Raw genomic sequence first — 20,631 nt, 5'->3', positions numbered from 1 at the left:
ATTACATATGCACAATATTCAAAATAAAATCGGTTCTGTTTTCAACGGTTTCAAATGGGACATCTATTAACATGTAATTGTACTTCGTATAGGTATTCACCAGGTGGTCATGAATTTGAATGGCCTCATCGAAACTTTCATAGCGCTCATTGTCGCTGGTGTAAATAGCTTCCCAGGGTTTCAGAATAAACACCATATCATAGATCGAGTTTTTGCAGGCCTCGTTAAAGGCCTTCGGATAACGATTACCAATGAAATCCATGTAAGCCACAATATCCGGAATACCCCTGTCAAAAAATACCGTGTCGACAGCTAAGGTCTCCGCCTGTTGAAACTGTTCTTGCCGTCCTTTCAGCAATAGTTCGCTGAACAATAGGGGGTCACTTAGAAATAACTGGTCAATGCCCTGGTTTTTGGCCTCGAGAGTGACCTGTCGGGAAATCTCCTCAAGGCAGGTATGGCCTTTTTTTTTCAACTGATTTATGATACTGGATTTCCCTGTTCCCGGACCACCGGTTATGATTATTTTTTTTGATTTCAAATTGGACGCATTTTGGATGTAAAATTCGTAATTTAACTGTTATAAAAAAAATGGACTGACAGGGTCTTGAGTGCAGATCGAATTAAATTGGTGTTTGGCGGACAGATGGTCTTAAAACACCAGATTCATGTTGCAGAATATGATCTGGCCCAAACCAGCATGATTTGATTTATGATTTGGCTAATGGAAATCATGCTCTTCTTAAAAAAACATGTATTTTTGCAGCTCAAAAAAATAGTCTATGAACAGCAATTCGAATTCTGAGGCCTTCTATATGAAATTAAGGGCACAACTCTATGAGACCAACACTTGGCCGGCAGAGTATTTGTATAAATTTATCGTGAAATCTGAGGTCAGGAAGATCGCAGAGATAGAGGGTATTTTCAATAATATGGGCGCTGTGATCAACACCATAGAATCTAAAAATGGAAAGTATACCAGTGTGTCCATTAATGTGCTTTTAAGGGATCCTGATGCCGTTATCGAGAAATACAAAGAAGTCACAGAAAAAGTGGAAGGTGTTATAAGCCTTTAGAATTTTTTTGTATTTTGCGCATACATTACAACTACGTCCTAATATTAATTCTACACTGATAAATTTTGATAGACAATTTAGAATATAACACCGAGCGTGAACATTTAATCATTCCCGAATATGGTCGTCACATCCAAAAAATGATTAATTACGCAAAGACCAGGGAAAGTAAGGAGGAACGCGAAAAATTGTCCAAGGCCATTATAGCGGTTATGGGAAACCTGCAACCGCATTTGCGAGATGTACCTGATTTTCAGCATAAACTTTGGGATCAGCTTTTTATTATGTCTAACTTCGAACTGGATGTGGAATCACCTTTCCCAAAGCCTTCCAGGGAACTTTTTGAGGAGCGCCCTGAACCTTTAAAATACCCTCAAAACCATCCCAAATATCGATTTTATGGCAATAACATAAAAATAATGATCGACGTAGCCAACACCTGGGAGGAGGGCGAACTTAAGGAGGCCTTGATCTATACCATTGCGAATCACATGAAGAAGTGTTTTTTGAATTGGAATAAAGACACGGTTGAGGACGACGTCATTTATGATCACCTTTACGAGCTTTCAGGAGGAAAAATAAACCTGAAGAATTCGGATGAAGACCTGTCTGATGCTTCCAGCTTAATGCGATCCAAGAGCAAGTATTCAGGCAAAAAAGGACATAAGAAGGGATCAGGCCGTCAAAGAAAACGTTACTAAACATTTATGGGAGTATTTAAGATTGAAGGAGGGCACCGGCTCAAAGGGAGCATTCAGCCTCAGGGTGCGAAGAATGAAGCCTTACAGATTTTGTGTGCCGTGTTGCTCACCCCTGAAAAAGTAACCATAAATAACATTCCCGATATTGTTGATGTCAATAAATTGATTAGCCTGTTGCGGAAGCTGGGGGTTAAGGTAAAGAAGCTGTCAAAAGGCAGCTACAGCTTTCAGGCCGATGCCGTGGATCTGGATTATTTGGAGTCCGATGCCTTTAAAGTTGACGGCAGGGGTCTGAGAGGATCCATTATGATCGTTGGACCTTTATTGGCGCGGTTTGGCAGAGGCTATATTCCAAAGCCGGGAGGCGATAAAATAGGCCGCAGACGTTTGGATACCCACTTTGAAGGCCTGATAAAACTGGGCGCTAAATTCGGTTATAGCCGAGAGGATCAGTTCTATGGGGTTGAGGCTAAAAAATTAAAGGGGACCTATATGCTCCTGGAGGAGGCATCGGTCACCGGAACAGCCAATATTGTCATGGCTGCGGTATTGGCCGAAGGGCAAACGACAATCTACAATGCAGCCTGTGAACCCTACCTGCAACAGTTGTGCAGAATGCTGAACCGTATGGGAGCTAAAATTAGTGGGGTAGGATCCAACCTCTTAACCATAGAAGGGGTGAAGGCATTAGGCGGTACTGAGCACACCATGTTACCGGACATGATTGAAATTGGCAGTTGGATCGGTTTAGCCGCAATGACCCGAAGTGAGCTGACAATCACAAATGTGAGCTGGGACGATCTGGGGATCATGCCGAGCATTTTTCGAAAATTGGGTATCACGGTTGAAAGAGAGGGGGATAATATTCATATTCCCGCCCATACCGATGGTTATGAAATACAGAGTTTTATTGACGGGTCCATATTGACTATTGCCGATGCACCATGGCCGGGATTTACACCGGATTTGTTGAGCATCGTTTTGGTCGTTGCTACCCAGGCCAGGGGCAGTGTACTGGTGCATCAGAAAATGTTTGAAAGCCGGTTGTTCTTCGTGGATAAGTTGATCGATATGGGTGCCAAGATCATTTTATGCGATCCACACCGTGCCACCGTTATTGGTCACGATTTTAAATCGACACTGAAAGCCACCACCATGACCTCTCCGGATATTCGGGCTGGGGTATCACTGCTTATCGCCGCATTATCAGCCAAGGGGACGTCTACCATTCAAAATATTGAGCAGATCGACCGCGGTTATGAGCGTATCGATGAACGTTTGCGCGCTATAGGGGCGCATATTGAACGAATCGATTAATAGGGGTCGGATACCTCTTTTACATTCCTAATAACATTCAAATGAATCGATTAAAGGCCTTCATAGAAAACAACGTCCAGGGCTGGAAGGTCCTGTCACTGTTTGTACTGACCAATGTGGTCTATGGCCTTATGCTGGCCGTAACCATTCCAGAAACCATGGCCTTTGCCAATGGGATGAAGCTGTTGGACATGATGCCACTTGGGTACGATTTGGAATATGTTATCGAACTGTTTAGTGCGCTTGGCGTGCAGGGACGATCTACCTATTTGACCTGCCAGATCCCGGTGGATATGGTGTATCCTTTTCTCTTCGGATGCAGTTACAGCCTTCTTTTTGGATACCTGCTTAAAAAATTAAATCGACTGGATTCCTTACTTTTCTATGCCTGCGCATTGCCCATACTGGCCGGTACAGCTGATTATCTGGAGAACATTGGAATTATTGTGCTGTTGAATACCTATCCTGATGTAATGCCAATTGAAGTTCAGCTGACCATGCTGTGCTCCCTGACCAAAAGTCTTACAACGAGCCTGTATTTTATCCTATTGATTATGGTTTTAATCTGGCTCGGCCTGAACCTCCTTTTAAAGTCCAAGAAGACCTGATATGGGGTATAACTGTGGTTGTATCGCTTAATCCAATGCCGACTTATAGACCTCTAAACAGCGTTGCCTGGCAAATTTGTGTTCCACAATGGGTTCGGGATAGTTGCGCTCTTGAAAATCGGGACACCAGTGTTTAATGTATGCCCGGTCTTTGTCAAATTTTTCGATCTGAGTCGTAGGATTAAATATCCGGAAGTAAGGTGCCGCATCGACACCGCATCCGGCCACCCATTGCCAGTTACCCACGTTACTGGCCATCTCATAGTCGTGTAATTTCTCAGCAAAATACGCTTCTCCCCAACGCCAATCGATAAGGAGATGCTTGCATAAAAAGCTGCCAACCAACATGCGCACCCTGTTGTGCATGAAACCGGTTTCATTTAATTGTCGCATACCGGCATCGACAAGCGGATATCCGGTCTTTCCTTCACACCAGGCTTTAAATTCTGTTTCATTATTGCGCCATTGTATGCGATCGTACTTGGGTTTGAAGGATTGACTTGCCGTAAATGGAAAATGCCAAAGGATCTGCATAAAAAACTCGCGCCAGATCAATTCTTGCCAAAAGGTTTCATTCTCTTCAGCGATGGCCTTCGTCATGATTTTACGAATACTAACCGTCCCAAAACGCAGGTGCGGTCCAAGTCTGGAGGTCGCCTCCTTTGATGGAAAATTGCGATAGGCCTCGTAATTCTGAATAAGAGCCGCTGATGTGTTATAAGGTGCTATGACTTGCCGGGATCGGGTAAAGCCGATATCCGATAAGCCCAAATTGGGATAGTCGAACCGTTTAATAATTTGATCTAAATTGAGAGGATAGGTCTTTAAGGTATAGGTCTTGAATTTTTCCTTCCACGACTTCATGTATGGTGTGTAAACCACATAGGGATTTCCATCGGCCTTGACGACCTCATCTTTTTCAAAAATCACCTGATCTTTGAAGGATGTAAAGGCGATGTCCTTCTGTGTCAAAAATGTTTTTATTTCATCGTCGCGCAGTTTCGCATAGGGCTCGTAATCATGATTTGTAAATACCGTATGGATCTGATGGTGCTGTGCCAATTGTTTAAAAATCTCCAAAGGCTTGCCATGATATAGGGCGATACTGCCTCCCACGGTATCCTGAAGTTCAGCCTGCATGCGTTGCAGACTTTCGTGAATAAAAGTGACGCGTGCATCGTTCCTGGGTAGTTTGTCCAATATCTCGGTATCGAAAATAAATAGGGGCAGCACAGGATAGTCACTTTCCAAGGCATGATGCAAACCGGTATTGTCCTCTAACCTGAGATCCCGACGAAACCAGAATATGTTTATGGGGGATTTCATTTAGTACCTGCCAAATAGTTCTTCCAGCTTCTCCGTCCTGTAATTAAAAATTTCTTCAAGCTTGGGTTTGACCAAAATGGGATGGGCAAGCTGCCCTAAGACACCCAAAGGTAGTTTATAGTCCACGATATCTTCCATCTCGACGCCGCCTTCTATGGGTTTAATGAAATGTTTATGATGCCATAGACTGTAAGGACCGAACCGCTGTTCATCGATAAAGTACTGTTTGGGGACCACATGTGTTATCTCGGTGACCCACTTCGTTTTTATACCGAGGACAGGTGTCACAATATATTGAATGATTTGTCCGGCGTACATGGGCCGGTCCGCGCCGGACAGGATATGAAATCCCATGTAGTCCGGGGTTATGGTTTTCAGATTCCTGGGATCGGAAAGGAAATCCCAGGCCGTATCCATACTTATCGGTAAATTTTGTTTTTTATGTAATCTGTAAATCTTCATTTTTAGTTATTAAAAAAGATATAACCGTTCAGTGATGTTGCTACACATAACCAGATGAGGTACGGTAATATCAATATGGTTTTCGCCTTCAAAACTTCCTTATACGAAAACGTGAACAGGGCGACTACAATGGTGAGCAAAATAATGACCAATAATCCGATGCCTATAAAGTGCTGATTGAAGAATATATAATTCCAGATCACATTTAAAACAAATTGCACTGTAAACAATAACAGGACTTTATTACCTGGTTTCAAGTTATACAGATAGGCCATGTAAATTGAAAAACAGATCATTATGGATGTCCAAGCTACACCAAAAGCCCATCCCGGAGGTGTCCAGGGCGCTTGATTCAAGCTACGATACCATTCTGTTTGTGGCCCATTGTCCATGAGCCAGCCTCCAATGGCTAATGCGCCAAAATTGATGACTAAAAATACTGCTATGTATTTAAGCAGCTTCACTGTTCATTCGATTTAATATTCTAGCAATTTCTTGAGCCTCAGCGTATTTCTCATCACTGGCAGCCCTGTTTATCGATGATAATTGATGCCATTGCTGCATTAATTTTTTAAATTTTTCCTCTAATCGTTCTTTTTCTGATTTTCTTTTAAATAATCCAAACATAGCATTTTATTTTAAGTGTTTTGTAATTTTTGAACTTAAGGGCCCGGTGGCGGAAAAATAATAGTCAAGCCATTCGCCTTTTGGTGAGACCAGATATTTTTGAAAATTCCATTTAACGGACGAATCCTTAACACCGTTGTTCACCTTTTGGGTCAACCAGGTATAGAGTGGGTGCTGTTTGCTGCCCTTAACATGGATTTTTTCGGTAATCTTAAAACTCACACCATAATTCAGTTCACAGAATGATGAAATGTCCTGAGCATTACCGGGTTCCTGCCCGCCAAATTGATTGCATGGTACCCCAATGATCTGTAAGGTGTCTTTGTACGCATCCTGAAGGCTCTGTAAATCTTTGTATTGTGGTGTAAATCCGCATTTCGATGCCACATTTACAAAAAGAATGTACTTGCCTTTGTAATCGTTCAAGTTGATGGGTTGTCCTGACAGGTCGTTTATTTCAATGTCATAAATAGAATCAATTTCCGTTAATTTTTGTTGATCCTTTCCTGTTCCGAACTGAGCTATAGTTTTTAATAGGTTCATGATACTATCTAAATTTTAAATGATACAATACCGCAATCCATCTCGAATATCTGTCCTGAAATGGAAGATGCATTTTCCGATAATAGAAACTCCGCCATGGAAGCCACTTCTTCAGGAGAGAGGAATTTCTTCAGCGGATGTCTTTCCGTGATATTAGCCACCATTTTCTCGTTCCTGAGTAATTTCGATGCCAACTCGGTATCCGTTACAGTCGGTGCAATGGCGTTAATACGAAGGGTAGGCGCCAACTCAGCACCCAGCGATTTAACCAGGCCTTCAACCCCGGATTTGGCAACCGCGATACTGGCATGGAAAGGCATTCCCAATTTCGCAGCTACCGTACTGAAAAGAACAATAGCGGGATGCTTACCGTTTTTCAATACAGGGAGGAAATGTTGTATTACCTTTACGGCACCAAGAACGTTAATTTCAAAATCGTTCTTAAAGTCGTCTATTAGCAACCTCGAAATGGGCTTTAAATTGATACTTCCCGGACAATACACCAGCCCGTCAGCATGATCAATTTCAGGAAGTTTATCTGTAGTCACATCACATGAGAAGTGCCTCAGGTTCGGATGTGCTATTTCTGGAGTGGTTCTGCTTATGTTAACGACATTGCAATACTCTAAAAGCTTTGCAACTATGGCCTTGCCAATGCCCTTACTACCACCAATAACAATAACTGTCTTCATAGTGTTTAGGGCATTAAAATAAGTTATGGCCTGCCCTTTAGCCGCTTTTCAATTTTTTGTTTTATAACCGTTAAGCGTTTCATTAAATCCATAAGTTCAGGATCTTTATCTTTCTTATAGATTTCATTTATGCTCAAAATTAATTGCTTTACTTCTCTAGAGGATTCGATACGCTCACTTGTTGTTTTAAAGGTGTGTTTGCGCTGCTCGAACTCTAAAGCTTTGCCAATAATCTCCATAATTTTTTATACTATTGTTTTGTGTGAAGTGCCCAAAAATTTTTGGACGGTTTGCAATATAGTAAATTGTGGCAGATTATCGGTTTTTATTTAGATTTATTGAATAAAACACAATTAGTTATCCAATAAAGCTCATTTTTTTTTATAATTTTTTCTAATTAAAGTTTTCCCTTTAAACGCTTTTCCACCTTTCTTTTGATGGCCGTTAAGCGTTTCATTATATCCATAATCCTTTGATCTTTTTCTCTCTTGTAGATCTGATTTAAATCCAGGATCAGACTTTTGGCCTCTCTTGAAATCAAAACACGGTCGCTTCTTGAGAGGGATCTCATTTTTCTTTGTTCAAATTCTAATGCGCGTTCAATTAAGTCCATAACATTAATTATTTATATAATTTTGCAATTCTGTAATTTTTTCTGATGTATTAAACCTTCCGCCATAATAGGCAGTAACCGTCGATGAGGTATCATCTTTTATACCTCTTGAGGACACACACAAATGCTTCGCGTCGATAATAACCGCAACATCCTCTGTGTCTAAAATGGATTTTAACTCTTTGGCAATTTGATTTGTTAAGCGTTCCTGGACCTGTGGTCGCTTGGCGTAATAATTAACTATTCTATTAAGCTTAGAGAGCCCTATTACTTTTCCAGATGATATGTAGGCGACATGCGCTTTACCTATAATAGGTACAAAATGGTGTTCGCAGTTGGAATAGAAGGTAATATTCTTTTCGACCAACATCTGATTGTATTTGTACTTATTATCAAACAAGGCCACTTTTGGTTTGTTTGCAGGGTTTAGTCCTGAAAAAATCTCATCAATATACATTTTGGCCACACGTTCAGGCGTGCCTTTTAATGAATCGTCAGTTAAATCCAGACCCATAACATCCATTATTTCCTCAAAAAGAATGGCAATACGCCTTTTCTTTTCTACATCAGTCAGTTTAAAGGCATCATCTTTCATTGGAGTTTCCAAGCCCGTATAGAGGTGATCATCGCCAATATCTTCTATGGTATACCCATTTAATTTATGGCCGTTTCTTTTTGTTTTTTCTTTTTCTAATTGCATATGTTCTTTTTTATGTGCTGTTTTAATTCGTAATCAAACAAAGCACGTTAACGTTTTGAAATCCTGTTGTGGGTTATTTGCTTTTGTCTGCTGCATTTAAACCGTCCTGTTTTAAAACCTCTCAATTGTTCATGTTTCGTCTTTCTTCCCTGGACGCGCTCACGCCATCTCCTGAAGCTTTTCGGTTTCAATTGGGTTCTCATAAACGCAATGACCTCTTGCTCCCTTATCCCGAATTGAAATCTGATGGCCTCAAATGTGGTCCTGTCTTCCCAGGCCATTTCAATGATGCGATCCTTTTCCAATGCCGTAAAATTCATGCGAACTGAAAATTATATTGTTCGTCGGATTTTATCTTCTCGTCTAACATTTTTTGAAAGAATGGTTTATTCTCTTTGAAGGTCTTTGTATTTTTAAAGTGAATGAACTTGCCCTGGGCATGAATACTGATGCCATTGGTTTTGTACATGACCAATTGATAATAGGGTATGGCCCAGGTAAAGTTTTGAAGCCCTTTGTTTATAAAAATTAAAATGCCGTTTTTACGTAACTCAATATTGGCATAATTAATATCTGCTATTTTATTCAGGTACGATTTCATATTTGGACTTACTTCTCCAATGATCATACGTTTTGAACCTATTCCTTTCAGTCTGATCGCTTCGAAAAGCGTGAAAGAGCGCCCGACCAAATCCTCTATTAACGATTTGTGTTCTTTGTCTGAATGTGTTGTATTAAGAATCATATCTAACGGCTTATGGTCAAATATACAAAATGTTTAACAAAAAACATATAAAGTTAAACAAAAATAATTATGAAGTCATTACAAAAACTAATAGTCCTCCTGATTAGCAATGATATGCTGTGCTTTTTCCTTTATCGCATTCAATTCTGAAGCATCCTTTTTGTCTAGCAAGCTATACATCATCTTCATTCGCAAGTTATTTTCCAGTTGGTCTCGTTTTTCATCCAGAAAATTCCAATAAAGGCTGTTGAATGGGCAGGCTTCAGGACCTGTGACGGATTTCTTGTCATAATAGCAATCCTGACAGTAATTGCTCATTTTATGAATGTAGTTGGCGGAGGAGATGTAGGGTTTGGTTGCGATCAGCCCCCCGTCGGCATATTGGCTCATACCTCTGGTGTTAGGGAGTTGGACCCATTCAATCGCATCCATATACATGCCGAGATACCATGCATCCACCTCGTCCGGATGGGTCATGGTCAGGAGGGCATAATTCCCGGTGATCATTAAGCGCTGGATATGATGGGCATAGGCATTTTGTAATGAATTCGTTATGGCATTCTTTAGACAATTCATTTTGGTATTCCCGGTCCAGAAAAAGTTGGCCAGATGGTTGGTGCTTTTCAGCGCGTTCTTCTTTTTGTAGTCAATGCCAAGCATCCAATACATGCCACGCATGTATTCGCGCCAGCCGAGTAGCTGTCGAATAAAACCTTCTACCTGTGATATATGAATCTCTTCTTCGTGTGCCCTGTAATAGTCCAAAACACGGTTTACAACATGCTTTGGAGAAATCAGTTTGATATTGAGGGCAAAAGATAATCTGGAATGAAATAGGTAAACCTCGTGGGTATGCATGGCATCTTGAAAGTCACCGAAATGAATTAACAGGTGCTCACAGAAGTACTGTAACTGTGCTTCGGCCTGATGCAGTGAAATTGGATAGTCCAGGGTGCTGTTTTCAATGAATCCTACGGTTTTGATGTTGTCCTTTTCAATGGCTGTTAACACGGTTGATACGTCATTGTCGAATTGCTTGAATGGCGGGATATCAATATGTTCCTTCCAGGGTTTTCTATTGCTTTTATCGTAATTCCATTTGCCTCCTTCCGGATGCTTTCCAACCATGAGGATGTCATGTTTTTTTCGCATATATCGATAAAAGGTCTCCATTAAAAATTGGTTCTTTCCCTTGAAAAAGGACTGAAGTTCAAATCGCGATGTGTAAAAGTGTTCTGAACTGCACATTTTTGAGGGGATTTCAATGCTTTTACAGAATTCATGCAACTGTACATCCAATCGGTGTTCGTCGGGTTCCATATATTCAAACCGTTCAATCTGATGATCTGATATGAGTGTGGAGAGGTTTTCCTCTAAATTTTGTGTGTTGTTGGGAGCATCAATTTCAAAATATGCTACGCGATGTTTTTTAGTTTTCAGATCCTTGGCAAACTGACGCATGGCGGCAAAAAACCCAACCACTTTTAAAATGTGATGTTCGGTGTAGTCCGTTTCCTGACGCATTTCAAAAAGACAATAGATGACATGGTGTTGTGGTGTCTTGAACCAGGAATGGTTGATATTAAGCTGATCGCCGAGTATGAGTCTTAGGGTTTTCATTTAGAAAAGGGTTGGTTGAAGCCATAAATTTTGAAATTTTCCCGAGGGATCATATCGATTGGCCTGCCATTCTACATCGAATTTTCTGTCCCTTGGATCATTACCAACACCGGAAACGTACATCCAATTACCGTAATTACTGTGCACATCATAATCTATTAACAGCGATTCAAAATAGGATGCTCCAATTCTCCAGTCCAACCGCATGTCTTTAGAGAAGTAAGATGCCACATTTTGACGCCCGCGGTTACTCATCCATCCCGTTTGTTGAAGTTCCAGCATATTGGCATTTACAAAAGAAGACCCGGTTTTACCGTTAATCCAATTATTGATTTCGCGAACATCCCGTTCCCATTCATATTCCCTATTGCGAATGCCTCTAAGATGAAATATGCTGTTGCCGTATTTCAGTGAGACGTACTTAAAATAGTCTCTCCAAATCAGTTCAAAGATCAACCAATAGGTCGATTGGTTCTTTTCGTGTTCTTCTTCGAATCGTTTTACATTCCAATACACGGTTCTTACCGAAAGGCTCCCATTGGCCAACCATGGCGATAGTTTGGAACTATAATTTGTTCCTATCAGACCATTTCTGGTTTTTTTGTAAACACCGAGTTTTTTTGTTTCGAAGATATAATAATTTAATCTCTGGAATGCCGAACGCTCACCGCCAGTAAAAGGAAATGCAGATAGCGGATGCTGTTCAAAATCCTGAAATCCTAAATCGGCTAAGGTGGGTATTCGAGTTGTATTGGGAACAACCTTCGAAGACCTATACTGCGGTTCTGCCGTTAATGGTCTGACACGAGCGTATTTTTCAACATGCTTTCTAAAATCTGTAAAAACCATGGGAATTTCGGAGATCTTCATCTCGATCGTTTCGGGATGATAGAGAAATTGAGTGTAGGACTCATAAAACCGGATCGTAATGGAGACCCTGGATTTGACTTGATTCAGAACATGACCTTCTTCAGGCGTCCATTCCTTTTGCAAATAGACTTTAGAGATATCCCATTCTTCAAGTAATTTTGGGATGCTATTTTCCGGCTTATCAAGAAAAATGAATAATTCTATCCCCATCGCTTTTAAGCTGGTCTTCAGATCGCTTACCGAATCAATAAGGAATTTGGCCCTGAATTTTTCTGTCTTCTTGAATCCGAAGGTTCCGTTCTCAAAGTGTCGCGGATCGAAGCAATAGCAAGCAATAAGGATTTCATGATTGGAGGTGGCTAGATGAAGCACATCGTTATCTGAAACTCTCAAATCATTTCTGAACCAAACTAAGCCGATATTTTGCTTTTTCTGCATCGCTTACTGCAATATTTTACGTGTTCCCAGTTGCGTTCCCATTTTTTCCTCCAGGCGAATGGTCGATGACAAACCGGACATGTTTTATGAGGCAAAACCTGTTTATTGTGACTCAACTTTGACAAGATTTTTAATCATACCGGAAAAGATAATGCCATGAAACGGCAATACGCTGTACCAATAAAGTCTTCCCCAAAGACCTCGAGGACGGAACGTGGCCGTTTGCTTTAGGATATTGTCTTCAATTTTAAACTCGAGCCAGGCTTCACCTGGTAATCGCATTTCGGCATACATGAGAAGTTTCTGCTGTTTTTTGTCTGCAAAAATAACACGCCAAAAATCCAGTGCATCTCCGGCATTTAATTCATGTTGATTGGTTCGCCCTCTTCGCAGTCCGATACCGCCAAAAAGTTTGTCGATATAACCGCGAATGCGCCATAAAAAATTACCGTAATACCAACCATTTTCTCCTCCGATTTCCCATATTTTATCAAGTGTCTTTTGTTTGTCTATGACAGGGCGCTCCCTGTAATCCCTAAAACATCCAAACTTGGGTACATTGACGTATTTATGCAACTGTTTCCTCAAACGACCACTGCTGATCATGGAATCCTTCCAACTGGAAATGATACCGTTTTGCTCCGTCTTTTCAAATGCTAACTGAACCGCCTGTTTATAGGAAATGGGTTGAATATCTAAAATGTCATTAATGTTACTGGGCTGTCCAATAATTTGCACCCCCATACTGTCTACCAACGAAGACGCCAGCTTGTATGACGTTGAGGTTACAAAATATAACCAGTAGGACGATAATTTTGGCGTCATTACGGGTACTGTAAGGATGTGGCGTTTTAATCCGCGTACCTCAGCAAATTGCAGCAACATTTCCTTGTAGGTTAGAATTTCAGGCCCAAAAACATCAAAGCTCTTGTTGTAGAAGAATTCATTTCCTGCAACTTTAAAAAGATAATTCAAAACGTCTCTTACCGCTAAAGGTTGTGTTTTGGTATTGAGCCATTTCGGGGCAATCATCACAGGCAGTTTCTCGACAAGATCCCGAATGATCTCGAATGACGAACTTCCGGATCCGACAATAATTCCAGCCTTGAGAATGGTGAGGGCATACAGGTCTGAAGCGAGCTGTTCTTCCACATTTTTTCTAGATCGTAAGTGCTTAGAAAGTTTTTCTTCATTCGTAATGCCGCTTAAATAAATGACTTGCTTCGTTTGAGTGGTTTCAATATATGTTCTAAAATTATGGGCACATTGTTCTTCCAAGGATTCAAAATTTTTAGAAGAATTTGACATGGAATGAATCAGGTAATAGGCCACATCAATTTTTACGGGGAGATTTTCTAAGGTTTCAGGCTTTAAAAAATCGCCCTCAAAAACAAATACATTATCGTCTTCCGCGTAGCTCTTATCTGCTCGAAGTTTGTCTCTTACAACACATACCACCTTATGCCCTTCATTAAGAAGAAAGGGAATAAGCCGTTTCCCTATATAGCCGGTGGCTCCCGTTACAAGAATTGTCATGCCGGTGAAGTTAATGATTTTGGTCTTTGGTAACCAAATCTTACTTTATTCTTTGGGATAACGTAACCATCCAAGCCATTAATTGCTGCTACCTTTGCTTTCGATAAATTAATAAAACCATCGTCCTCAACGAGAGTATCATTGACATAAAGGCCAATGATTTTACCAACAACCAAGATGGTATTATTGGCTTTAATTGGATATTCCTCGACATATTTCATCGCGATCTGGATAGGGGCCTTTTCTACAAATGGTGCCTCAAAACCGTTTTTATATTCAGGTCTCAAGGTGGTCACATCGAACTCAGACACAGATGCTTCATACTTTGCTGAAGTATGATGTGCTTCTTTGATGATCGTCTCGTGGATGTGATTAAGCGTGTAATACCCTGTCGATCTAATGTTTTCATAGGTGTTTCGTATTACCGTTGTCGGTCTGAGAAAAAAACCGAGCAAGGCAGGTTGTGAACCCAAATGGGTTACCGAACTGAAAACTGCGACATTTTCAATACCTTCATGTGAAATCGACCCTATTAAGTTGGCGCTTTTATATCCAGAGCAACTATTGATGAGGTTGATTCGGAATATGTGATCCAGCTTTTGTATGTCGTTTTCGTCAAAATACATCAGGTAAGTTTCAGGTAATTATCAATTCGAATATGCCGGGCTTTTAAGTCGAACATTAAATTATACAACCCGAAGAAGGTACGATTAATATATATGAAATGCTTGGACCCTCGGTTACCATTCATTTTCTTCAGGTCCGTACTTTTGGAGTAGCGTTCACCCAGCTCAGCTATTTTTCCAAAAAATTCGGGATCAGAAAAATCGAAAACATCATTGTGAAACGGCTGTGTAAATAAACTGAGCATATCGTGAAACATTTGAGTAAAAAACGCTTTCTCTTCGTTGCTGTCCTCTTCTTTTAATATTTCGAGTGCATATAACCGGTCTTGAAAAAACTTTCGATTATTGAGATTTTCTTTTTTGGCGAGCTCGAAATAGGGGGTGTAGAATTCTTGTGGGATCTGTTTCATACAGCCAAAATCGAGAACAATCAATTCCCCTTTTTCAGAAACCATAAAATTTCCAGGATGTGGATCGGCATGTACTTTTTTCAAATGATGAATCTGATACATGTAAAAATCCCACAGTGCCTGCCCCAATTTATTTGCTTTTTCCTGATCGGAATTACGCACTGAGAATTCAGAGAGGTGAATGCCATCCATATAATCCATAGTGATGATGCGATCCGAGGATAATTCCTCATAATAATTCGGGAAGCTGATGTTTGAAATGTGAGCGCAAGCCTTGGAAATCTCTCTACTTTGTTCGATTTCGAGAATATAGTTGGTCTCTTCCAATAATTTATTTTCAACTTCCTTGAAGTATTTATCTGAATCTTTGCCCTTTATATTGAACATACTGATCGCCACAGGTTTCACCATGGCCAAATCTGAAGCGATACTTTCTGCAACTCCCGGATATTGGATTTTCACAGCAAGTTTTTTCCCATTCTTAGTTGCCATATGCACCTGACCGATGCTGGCAGCATTTACGGAAGTTGCGTTGAAAGTATCGAACAGATCGTTTGGGTGTTTCCCAAAATAGGTTTTAAACGTTTTTATCACCAGAGGAGGGGACAAGGGTGGTACGGAAAACTGCGCAAGAGAGAACTTTTCAACATAAGCCTGTGGCAGAATGCTCTTTTCCATGCTGAGCATCTGAGCCACCTTAAGAGCACTGCCCTTAAGTTGTTTCAGCCCGTCGTAAATATCGGAAGCATTATTTTTATTTAAACGTTCTTTTGCTTCCAGTTCGGTATTCACTAATCGATCACCGTAATATTTCAAGTAATTAACACCAACTTTGGCCCCTGTTGAAACCAGTTTTGTTGCTCTTTGAATCTTAGAAGTAGGTATGTTATCTATGGTCTTCATTCCCACTAGCCCATTTGTAATTTTTCCTTGAACAAAAACTTCCCTAAGTCCAAAACACTTTGAATTGGAGCTATGTTTAACACATCAAAGGTTGTATTCACAGATTTTTCGATAAAAATGTCCGTTTTTTCGAAAGAAGGACTTGTATCATCCAACCAGAATTTCATAGTCAGTACCAATTGGATCCAAGCCGACTCTTTAAGTGCCCTGTCCTGAATCTTTTCCAACTTTTCTTGCTTTAAGTCCAAGGTCTCGATCCCCAGTTGACTGATATAGTCACTGAAGTGACGTTTAAGATCTGAAAAGACTTTAAGTCCTTTAAAGTTGGTTTTATAACGGTCAAGCACCCATTTGACGTAACTTCTATTGGCCGTTAGATTTTCAAAAAAGGTGTAGTAAAAGCTCAGTAGCTTATTTCTGGCATCGAAGTTTTGATAATCTTCACTCTTTTCAAGTACCTTGAGCGTATTGGTGAAGAACGTGGTGAATATGTTCTTTTCAATCGATTCAAAAGACCCGAAATAATCATAGAATTTAGCCTCTTCAAAATTGTACATTTTAGCGAATGCAAAAACCGATTTAGGATGTTCACCATGCTCAAGCACAAAATCCATATACCAGCTTCTTAGGTCATTTTTAGATATAGTTTTTTTCCTTGCCATAACACTTGTAATTTTGGGTAAAGATACAAAATGTTTAACAAAATATTAAAATAATTAAACAATAATACTTATGGAAGGATCACTTTTTCTTATGCATCTTAGCAGCAGTTGTTGTCCTTGACTAGTGTGCAACTGGAAACGGCGAGCAGTTTACCCGTGATTGGAGCACAAATATAGAGCCTGAGCTCTTAAACGTTATCTGTAAATAGGGCAGGAATCAAAGTGCGTAGCGAATGCATTGAAGCTTTGGTTATCGGACCGACGAACCTTGCTTTCAACAGAATGACCGCACTGAAAGCGATGGCCACCATGGTTCCAATTCCTTTGCTTTCCGCAGATCCATTAATGCTGACGATTATTTAGTAGAGGTTCCAATTGATTCTGAATAAAATGTTTTCTCGATATTCAATTTTCCCGAAGATACAACACCTTATTTTAAGGTTTTGTTAACAATAAACACCTTTATAATTATTACATTTAGTCAATTTTAAAACTAATTTTAATCAGAAACACAATGAAAAAAATCATCTTTCTCTTTATGGCCTGTGCTACCTTATTTGCTGTTAATGCCCAGGTTGAAACCCCGGCACCCAGTCCATTTTCTAAATTAGAACAAAAAGTCGGTCTAACAGATGTTACCTTAGAATACTCCAGACCAGGAGTTAAAGGAAGAACCGTGTTTGGCGATCTGGTTCCTTTTGGAAAAATTTGGCGTACAGGGGCGAATGCACGTACTAAAATAACCTTTAGCACCGATGCCACTATTGATGGTCAGACGCTGGAGGCAGGATCATATTCGATTTTCACGATTCCAAATGCAGAATCATGGGAAGTCATATTCTACAATGATGGGAAGGAGTTTGGTACGCCAACTGAATTGGATCCTCAATACGTGGCTGCCAGAACAACGGTTAAAACCTATCCTATACCATTTAGTGTTGAAACCTTTACCCTTGATATCAATAATATCATGAACAGTAGTGCCACTGTTGACTTCATTTGGGAAAAAACATATGTGGGCGTACCCTTTACGGTACCAACGGATGCTGCAGTTACAGCGAGTATCAAAAATGTAATGAGTGGTCCGGGACCGAATGATTATTTCCAGGCGGCCGTCTATTATTTACAAGAAGGAAAGGACATTCAGCAGGCGAAAACCTGGATCGATAAAGCAGTGGAAATGAGTAAAGATAATCCGCGTTTTTGGGTCTTAAGACAACAGTCTTTAATTCACGCGAAAGCCGGAAGTAAAGCCTCGGCCATTGCGGCTGCCAAGGCCTCCTTGAAGTATGCCGAGGAAGCAGGCAATGATGACTATATAAAAATGAACAAGGAATCCCTAAAGGAATGGGGTGCGATTTAAATAACATGGTATCGCCTTGACGCATTAAAAGCGCAACTTAAAAAAGTTGCGCTTTTTCATTTTATCGTCATCTGGTAAAAAAAAGTGCGTAATGTTATTTTTTAATAGTGAAGATCAATCTTATTTCTCACCTGGTCCAGGAGTTTGATAAGGTTTCTGCTAAATTCAAAAGTCATGATATGACTTTCATTTTTACCCTGTCTGAGGAGTTGGTTAAAATGAATGATTTCATAATTATAGCCCAGTGTATCGCCCTTAAAATCTTTTATTAGTTCTTGCCCATTGGCAAAAATCGAAACCGTTGTAGGCATGAAAAACATGCGATTGATTTTTATGATCCCTTTTTCACAATGAAAAACTGCTTCTGTTGGCAGATCTTCTTTCACGGAACTTTTTAGAAGAGCTTTCACATTATTTTTATAATGAAATACCATAGCGCAGGACGCATCAACACCGTTGTCAAAAAATGTAGCTTGGGCGTCTATTCTATTCGGAATACCCAGGTTTGAAAGCGCCACAAAGATGGGGTAAATTCCAATATCCAATAAACTGCCACCACCTAAAGTTTTATTAAATAAACGCGTACTATCGTCGAAGGGTCGAGAAAATCCAAAATCAGCTTCAATCTTTTGCAGGTCACCGTAGGCTTTTGTTTTAATGAGCTCTGAGACATATTGATAATGGGGTAGAAAGTAGGTCCACAGCGCTTCCATTAACAAGGTGTCATTGGCTTGTGCACAGGCTATCATTTCTTCAACTTCGTGAAGATTCATAGCAAAAGGTTTTTCACATAACACAGCTTTTCCTTGGGTCAAACATTGCATGCTTTTTTCTTTGTGCAAGGCGTGTGGTGTAGCGATATATACGGCATCAACATCAGGGTCTTCAGCTAAATCAGTATAGTTATCGTACGCTATACTGGCACCATATTTTAACGCGAAAGTATCAGCTTTTGCCCGTGTTCTGGAAGCCACCGCATAGAGTTCGGCATCCGGAACAGTTAATAGATCTTGAGCAAATTTGTTAGCAATATTTCCGAGACCTAATATGCCCCATCGTATCTTTCTAGATTGTAATTCAGTTTTCATTTATATGCATTAATTGCATCAGGAATGCCAGGAAAATGACAACGATGCATCCCACAAAATTTAACCAAAGGAACGGTAAATTAATGAATTCAAATTCATTCAGGAAATACAAAATAATAACAATAATCTGAGTGATTATTGCGGCTATAAATACCGCATTACCTTTTACGAATTTAAAGAAAAATGCCAATAAAAAGATACCTAAAACATTCCCGTAGAAAATCGATCCTATAATGTTAACCAATTGAATTAAGTTTTCTGCCAAATCGGCAACACAAGCCACGGCAATAGCCATAATGCCCCAAGCAAATGTGAACCATTTTGAGGCCTTCACTTTTTCGGCTTCAGTTTTCTCACCTGTATTTCGAATGTATAAATCGATCGTCGTTGTAGATCCCAATGCATTTAACTCGCTCGAGGTACTGGACATGGCTGCACTGAGGATAACGGCCAGGAGCAAACCGATGAGGCCCCGTGGTAAATTGTTCAAAATAAAATGAATAAAAACATAATCTTTGTCATTACTTTCGACCTTCACGTCCTGTTCCTCCGCCACTTTTTCAATCAGTGAACGGGCTTCATTCTTGATATCGTTATCTTGTTGGTTAATCTTACCTAGTTCTTGTAATGCCAGATCCTTATCTTTATCTTTAGACGTGAAAAGCCCCTCAATAATTTCCTTTTTGTCATCGAAGAGACTTTCATGCTTATCCTGTAGGGCCTCGTAATCCGCTTTGTGTTCAGAACTTAAAACCAATTTAGTAGCTGTAGGATTGAAATTTACCGGAGCACTATTGAATTGATAAAAAACAAATACCATGACCCCGACCAGCAAAATGAAAAATTGCATCGGCACCTTCAACAGTGCGTTAAAAATGAGTCCCAACTGCATTTCCTTGATCGATTTACCGGACAAATAGCGCTGTACCTGACTCTGATCCGTTCCGAAATACGATAACATTAAAAAGGTACCGCCGATAATTCCGCTCCAAAACGTATAGCGATTATTTAAACTGAAGGAAAAGTCCAATATCTCCATTTTACCACTTGCGCCTGCAATCTCAAGTGCTCTTGAAAAGCTAATGTCTTCAGGGAGCTTACCAACTATAATAAAGAAAGCTACCCACATCCCGATAAAAATCACGATCATTTGATGTTTTTGTGTGACATTAACTGCTCGTGTCCCTCCGGAAACCGTGTAGATGATTACCAGTAATCCTATAATAATATTCAGGGTGAGCAAATCCCAGCCTAAGACCACCGACAGGATAATGGCCGGGGCAAAAATAGTTATACCAGCAGCCAATCCCCGCTGTATTAAAAATAAAACCGCAGCAAGTGTCCTGGTCTTTAGATCGAACCTGTTTTCGAGGAACTCGTAGGCGGTATATACATTTAATCTGTAGTACAACGGAATGAATACCATACAAATAACGATCATGGCAATGGGCAGGCCAAAGTAAAATTGTACAAACCCCATTCCGTCATTGAAGGCTTGACCCGGTGTAGACAGAAAGGTTATTGCACTGGCTTGTGTTGCCATGACAGAGAGTCCAATGGTCCACCACTTTGAAGAATTGCCACCTCTTAAATAGTCTTTAACGTTTTTGCTCCCTCTGGTTTGCCAGGTTCCATAAATGACAATGGCGAGCAAGGTAAGTATTAATATAATCCAATCTACCCAGTTTAATGCGTGCATATTAAA

General features: G+C 40.2%; 26 protein-coding genes. 5 read left to right on the top strand and 21 right to left on the bottom strand.

Going from position 1 to position 20,631, the window contains the following annotated elements; genetic code table 11:
• Window position 1: 1 nt before the first annotated feature.
• Window positions 2-541, bottom strand: a complete 540-nt coding sequence (locus tag MR041_RS15065; RefSeq protein ID WP_242095083.1) for an AAA family ATPase — start codon at window positions 539-541, stop codon at window positions 2-4.
• A 241-nt stretch (window positions 542-782) separates the two neighbouring features.
• Here MR041_RS15065 and MR041_RS15060 point away from each other — a divergent pair, with 241 nt between their 5' ends.
• The 4 genes from MR041_RS15060 to MR041_RS15045 all read left to right on the top strand — a co-directional run bounded on the left by MR041_RS15060 (window position 783) and on the right by MR041_RS15045 (window position 3,702).
• Window positions 783-1,076 carry a DUF493 family protein gene (locus MR041_RS15060; RefSeq protein WP_242095082.1) on the top strand — a complete coding sequence of 98 codons (294 nt, stop codon included), beginning with the start codon at window positions 783-785 and terminating at the stop codon, window positions 1,074-1,076.
• Between the two features lie 65 nt (window positions 1,077-1,141).
• Window positions 1,142-1,777: a DUF4290 domain-containing protein gene (locus tag MR041_RS15055; RefSeq protein WP_242095081.1), complete on the top strand. Its 636-nt coding sequence runs from the start codon at window positions 1,142-1,144 to the stop codon at window positions 1,775-1,777.
• Window positions 1,778-1,783: 6 nt separating this feature from the next.
• On the top strand, window positions 1,784-3,094 hold the full coding sequence (gene murA / locus MR041_RS15050) for a UDP-N-acetylglucosamine 1-carboxyvinyltransferase (protein ID WP_242095080.1): 1,311 nt from the start codon (window positions 1,784-1,786) through the stop codon (window positions 3,092-3,094).
• A 41-nt stretch (window positions 3,095-3,135) separates the two neighbouring features.
• The gene (locus MR041_RS15045; protein WP_242095079.1) at window positions 3,136-3,702 is read left to right on the top strand and encodes a hypothetical protein; all 567 of its coding nucleotides are present in this window, start codon (window positions 3,136-3,138) and stop codon (window positions 3,700-3,702) included.
• A gap of 27 nt (window positions 3,703-3,729) precedes the next feature.
• On the opposite strand, the gene MR041_RS15040 is transcribed toward MR041_RS15045, so the two are convergent.
• The 18 genes from MR041_RS15040 to MR041_RS14955 form a co-directional block, all read right to left on the bottom strand.
• A complete protein-coding gene (locus MR041_RS15040) occupies window positions 3,730-5,028 on the bottom strand; it encodes a cryptochrome/photolyase family protein (RefSeq protein WP_242095078.1) in 1,299 nt (432 codons plus the stop codon).
• The gene (locus tag MR041_RS15035) at window positions 5,029-5,490 is read right to left on the bottom strand and encodes an SRPBCC family protein (RefSeq protein WP_242095077.1); all 462 of its coding nucleotides are present in this window, start codon (window positions 5,488-5,490) and stop codon (window positions 5,029-5,031) included.
• Between the two features lie 2 nt (window positions 5,491-5,492).
• Window positions 5,493-5,954: a TspO/MBR family protein gene (locus MR041_RS15030; RefSeq protein WP_242095076.1), complete on the bottom strand. Its 462-nt coding sequence runs from the start codon at window positions 5,952-5,954 to the stop codon at window positions 5,493-5,495.
• Window positions 5,941-6,117, bottom strand: coding sequence for a Lacal_2735 family protein (locus tag MR041_RS15025; protein ID WP_242095075.1), 177 nt, complete (start codon window positions 6,115-6,117; stop codon window positions 5,941-5,943). The genes MR041_RS15030 and MR041_RS15025 overlap by 14 nt, the downstream gene beginning before the upstream one ends.
• Before the next feature lie 6 nt (window positions 6,118-6,123).
• Window positions 6,124-6,660, bottom strand: a complete 537-nt coding sequence (locus tag MR041_RS15020; RefSeq protein WP_242095074.1) for a glutathione peroxidase — start codon at window positions 6,658-6,660, stop codon at window positions 6,124-6,126.
• An 8-nt stretch (window positions 6,661-6,668) separates the two neighbouring features.
• On the bottom strand, window positions 6,669-7,352 hold the full coding sequence (locus tag MR041_RS15015) for an SDR family NAD(P)-dependent oxidoreductase (RefSeq protein ID WP_242095073.1): 684 nt from the start codon (window positions 7,350-7,352) through the stop codon (window positions 6,669-6,671).
• 23 nt (window positions 7,353-7,375) lie between these two features.
• Window positions 7,376-7,591 (bottom strand): hypothetical protein, encoded by a 216-nt coding sequence (locus MR041_RS15010; protein WP_242095072.1) that lies wholly within the window; start codon window positions 7,589-7,591, stop codon window positions 7,376-7,378.
• A gap of 158 nt (window positions 7,592-7,749) precedes the next feature.
• Window positions 7,750-7,965, bottom strand: coding sequence for a hypothetical protein (locus MR041_RS15005; RefSeq protein WP_242095071.1), 216 nt, complete (start codon window positions 7,963-7,965; stop codon window positions 7,750-7,752).
• Between the two features lie 4 nt (window positions 7,966-7,969).
• On the bottom strand, window positions 7,970-8,665 hold the full coding sequence (folE, locus tag MR041_RS15000) for a GTP cyclohydrolase I FolE (protein ID WP_242095070.1): 696 nt from the start codon (window positions 8,663-8,665) through the stop codon (window positions 7,970-7,972).
• Window positions 8,666-8,712: 47 nt separating this feature from the next.
• On the bottom strand, window positions 8,713-8,985 hold the full coding sequence (locus MR041_RS14995; protein ID WP_242095069.1) for a TIGR03643 family protein: 273 nt from the start codon (window positions 8,983-8,985) through the stop codon (window positions 8,713-8,715).
• On the bottom strand, window positions 8,982-9,410 hold the full coding sequence (locus MR041_RS14990) for a hypothetical protein (protein WP_242095068.1): 429 nt from the start codon (window positions 9,408-9,410) through the stop codon (window positions 8,982-8,984). The genes MR041_RS14995 and MR041_RS14990 overlap by 4 nt, the downstream gene beginning before the upstream one ends.
• 87 nt (window positions 9,411-9,497) lie before the next feature.
• Complete coding sequence (locus tag MR041_RS14985; RefSeq protein ID WP_242095067.1) at window positions 9,498-11,030, bottom strand: cryptochrome/photolyase family protein; 1,533 nt, start codon at window positions 11,028-11,030, stop codon at window positions 9,498-9,500.
• A complete protein-coding gene (locus MR041_RS14980) occupies window positions 11,031-12,338 on the bottom strand; it encodes a DASH family cryptochrome (protein WP_242095066.1) in 1,308 nt (435 codons plus the stop codon).
• Window positions 12,311-12,454: a DUF2256 domain-containing protein gene (locus tag MR041_RS14975; RefSeq protein ID WP_242095065.1), complete on the bottom strand. Its 144-nt coding sequence runs from the start codon at window positions 12,452-12,454 to the stop codon at window positions 12,311-12,313. Before MR041_RS14975 ends, MR041_RS14980 begins: the two co-directional genes overlap by 28 nt.
• Window positions 12,441-13,874 (bottom strand): SDR family oxidoreductase, encoded by a 1,434-nt coding sequence (locus MR041_RS14970; RefSeq protein ID WP_242095064.1) that lies wholly within the window; start codon window positions 13,872-13,874, stop codon window positions 12,441-12,443. Before MR041_RS14970 ends, MR041_RS14975 begins: the two co-directional genes overlap by 14 nt.
• Window positions 13,871-14,503 (bottom strand): flavin reductase family protein, encoded by a 633-nt coding sequence (locus tag MR041_RS14965; RefSeq protein WP_422613580.1) that lies wholly within the window; start codon window positions 14,501-14,503, stop codon window positions 13,871-13,873. Before MR041_RS14965 ends, MR041_RS14970 begins: the two co-directional genes overlap by 4 nt.
• Window positions 14,500-15,813 (bottom strand): ABC1 kinase family protein, encoded by a 1,314-nt coding sequence (locus MR041_RS14960; RefSeq protein ID WP_242095062.1) that lies wholly within the window; start codon window positions 15,811-15,813, stop codon window positions 14,500-14,502. The genes MR041_RS14965 and MR041_RS14960 overlap by 4 nt, the downstream gene beginning before the upstream one ends.
• Before the next feature lie 5 nt (window positions 15,814-15,818).
• The gene (locus tag MR041_RS14955; protein WP_242095061.1) at window positions 15,819-16,475 is read right to left on the bottom strand and encodes a TetR family transcriptional regulator C-terminal domain-containing protein; all 657 of its coding nucleotides are present in this window, start codon (window positions 16,473-16,475) and stop codon (window positions 15,819-15,821) included.
• 514 nt (window positions 16,476-16,989) lie between these two features.
• Between MR041_RS14955 and MR041_RS14950 the strand changes: the two genes are divergently transcribed.
• A complete protein-coding gene (locus MR041_RS14950; protein ID WP_242095060.1) occupies window positions 16,990-17,838 on the top strand; it encodes a DUF2911 domain-containing protein in 849 nt (282 codons plus the stop codon).
• A gap of 101 nt (window positions 17,839-17,939) precedes the next feature.
• On the opposite strand, the gene MR041_RS14945 is transcribed toward MR041_RS14950, so the two are convergent.
• Both MR041_RS14945 and MR041_RS14940 read right to left on the bottom strand, forming a co-directional pair.
• Entirely contained in the window at window positions 17,940-18,926 is a 987-nt protein-coding gene (locus MR041_RS14945) for a Gfo/Idh/MocA family protein (RefSeq protein WP_242095059.1), read from the bottom strand.
• Complete coding sequence (locus tag MR041_RS14940; protein WP_242095058.1) at window positions 18,916-20,625, bottom strand: sodium:solute symporter family protein; 1,710 nt, start codon at window positions 20,623-20,625, stop codon at window positions 18,916-18,918. The genes MR041_RS14945 and MR041_RS14940 overlap by 11 nt, the downstream gene beginning before the upstream one ends.
• Between the last annotated feature and the right edge of the window lie 6 nt (window positions 20,626-20,631).

Source organism: Aestuariivivens sediminicola, assembly GCF_022662015.1.
In the GTDB taxonomy this organism is placed as follows: Bacteria; Bacteroidota; Bacteroidia; order Flavobacteriales; family Flavobacteriaceae; genus Aestuariivivens; species Aestuariivivens sediminicola.
The sequence above is the reverse complement of the archived record's forward strand: the minus strand, read 5'-3'. Positions and strand labels throughout refer to the sequence as shown.

Excerpts from the sequence above, each read along its gene's own strand:
- MR041_RS15060 (WP_242095082.1), top strand. The coding sequence starts at position 783 with ATGAACAGCAATTCGAATTCTGAGGCCTTCTATATGAAATTAAGGGCA.
- murA (WP_242095080.1), top strand. The coding sequence starts at position 1,784 with ATGGGAGTATTTAAGATTGAAGGAGGGCACCGGCTCAAAGGGAGCATT.
- MR041_RS15045 (WP_242095079.1), top strand. The coding sequence starts at position 3,136 with ATGAATCGATTAAAGGCCTTCATAGAAAACAACGTCCAGGGCTGGAAG.
- MR041_RS15040 (WP_242095078.1), bottom strand. The coding sequence starts at position 5,028 with ATGAAATCCCCCATAAACATATTCTGGTTTCGTCGGGATCTCAGGTTA.
- MR041_RS15035 (WP_242095077.1), bottom strand. The coding sequence starts at position 5,490 with ATGAAGATTTACAGATTACATAAAAAACAAAATTTACCGATAAGTATG.
- MR041_RS15025 (WP_242095075.1), bottom strand. The coding sequence starts at position 6,117 with ATGTTTGGATTATTTAAAAGAAAATCAGAAAAAGAACGATTAGAGGAA.
- MR041_RS15020 (WP_242095074.1), bottom strand. The coding sequence starts at position 6,660 with ATGAACCTATTAAAAACTATAGCTCAGTTCGGAACAGGAAAGGATCAA.
- MR041_RS15015 (WP_242095073.1), bottom strand. The coding sequence starts at position 7,352 with ATGAAGACAGTTATTGTTATTGGTGGTAGTAAGGGCATTGGCAAGGCC.
- MR041_RS15010 (WP_242095072.1), bottom strand. The coding sequence starts at position 7,591 with ATGGAGATTATTGGCAAAGCTTTAGAGTTCGAGCAGCGCAAACACACC.
- MR041_RS15005 (WP_242095071.1), bottom strand. The coding sequence starts at position 7,965 with ATGGACTTAATTGAACGCGCATTAGAATTTGAACAAAGAAAAATGAGA.
- folE (WP_242095070.1), bottom strand. The coding sequence starts at position 8,665 with ATGCAATTAGAAAAAGAAAAAACAAAAAGAAACGGCCATAAATTAAAT.
- MR041_RS14995 (WP_242095069.1), bottom strand. The coding sequence starts at position 8,985 with ATGAATTTTACGGCATTGGAAAAGGATCGCATCATTGAAATGGCCTGG.
- MR041_RS14990 (WP_242095068.1), bottom strand. The coding sequence starts at position 9,410 with ATGATTCTTAATACAACACATTCAGACAAAGAACACAAATCGTTAATA.
- MR041_RS14985 (WP_242095067.1), bottom strand. The coding sequence starts at position 11,030 with ATGAAAACCCTAAGACTCATACTCGGCGATCAGCTTAATATCAACCAT.
- MR041_RS14980 (WP_242095066.1), bottom strand. The coding sequence starts at position 12,338 with ATGCAGAAAAAGCAAAATATCGGCTTAGTTTGGTTCAGAAATGATTTG.
- MR041_RS14970 (WP_242095064.1), bottom strand. The coding sequence starts at position 13,874 with ATGACAATTCTTGTAACGGGAGCCACCGGCTATATAGGGAAACGGCTT.
- MR041_RS14960 (WP_242095062.1), bottom strand. The coding sequence starts at position 15,813 with ATGAAGACCATAGATAACATACCTACTTCTAAGATTCAAAGAGCAACA.
- MR041_RS14955 (WP_242095061.1), bottom strand. The coding sequence starts at position 16,475 with ATGGCAAGGAAAAAAACTATATCTAAAAATGACCTAAGAAGCTGGTAT.
- MR041_RS14950 (WP_242095060.1), top strand. The coding sequence starts at position 16,990 with ATGAAAAAAATCATCTTTCTCTTTATGGCCTGTGCTACCTTATTTGCT.
- MR041_RS14945 (WP_242095059.1), bottom strand. The coding sequence starts at position 18,926 with ATGAAAACTGAATTACAATCTAGAAAGATACGATGGGGCATATTAGGT.
- MR041_RS14940 (WP_242095058.1), bottom strand. The coding sequence starts at position 20,625 with ATGCACGCATTAAACTGGGTAGATTGGATTATATTAATACTTACCTTG.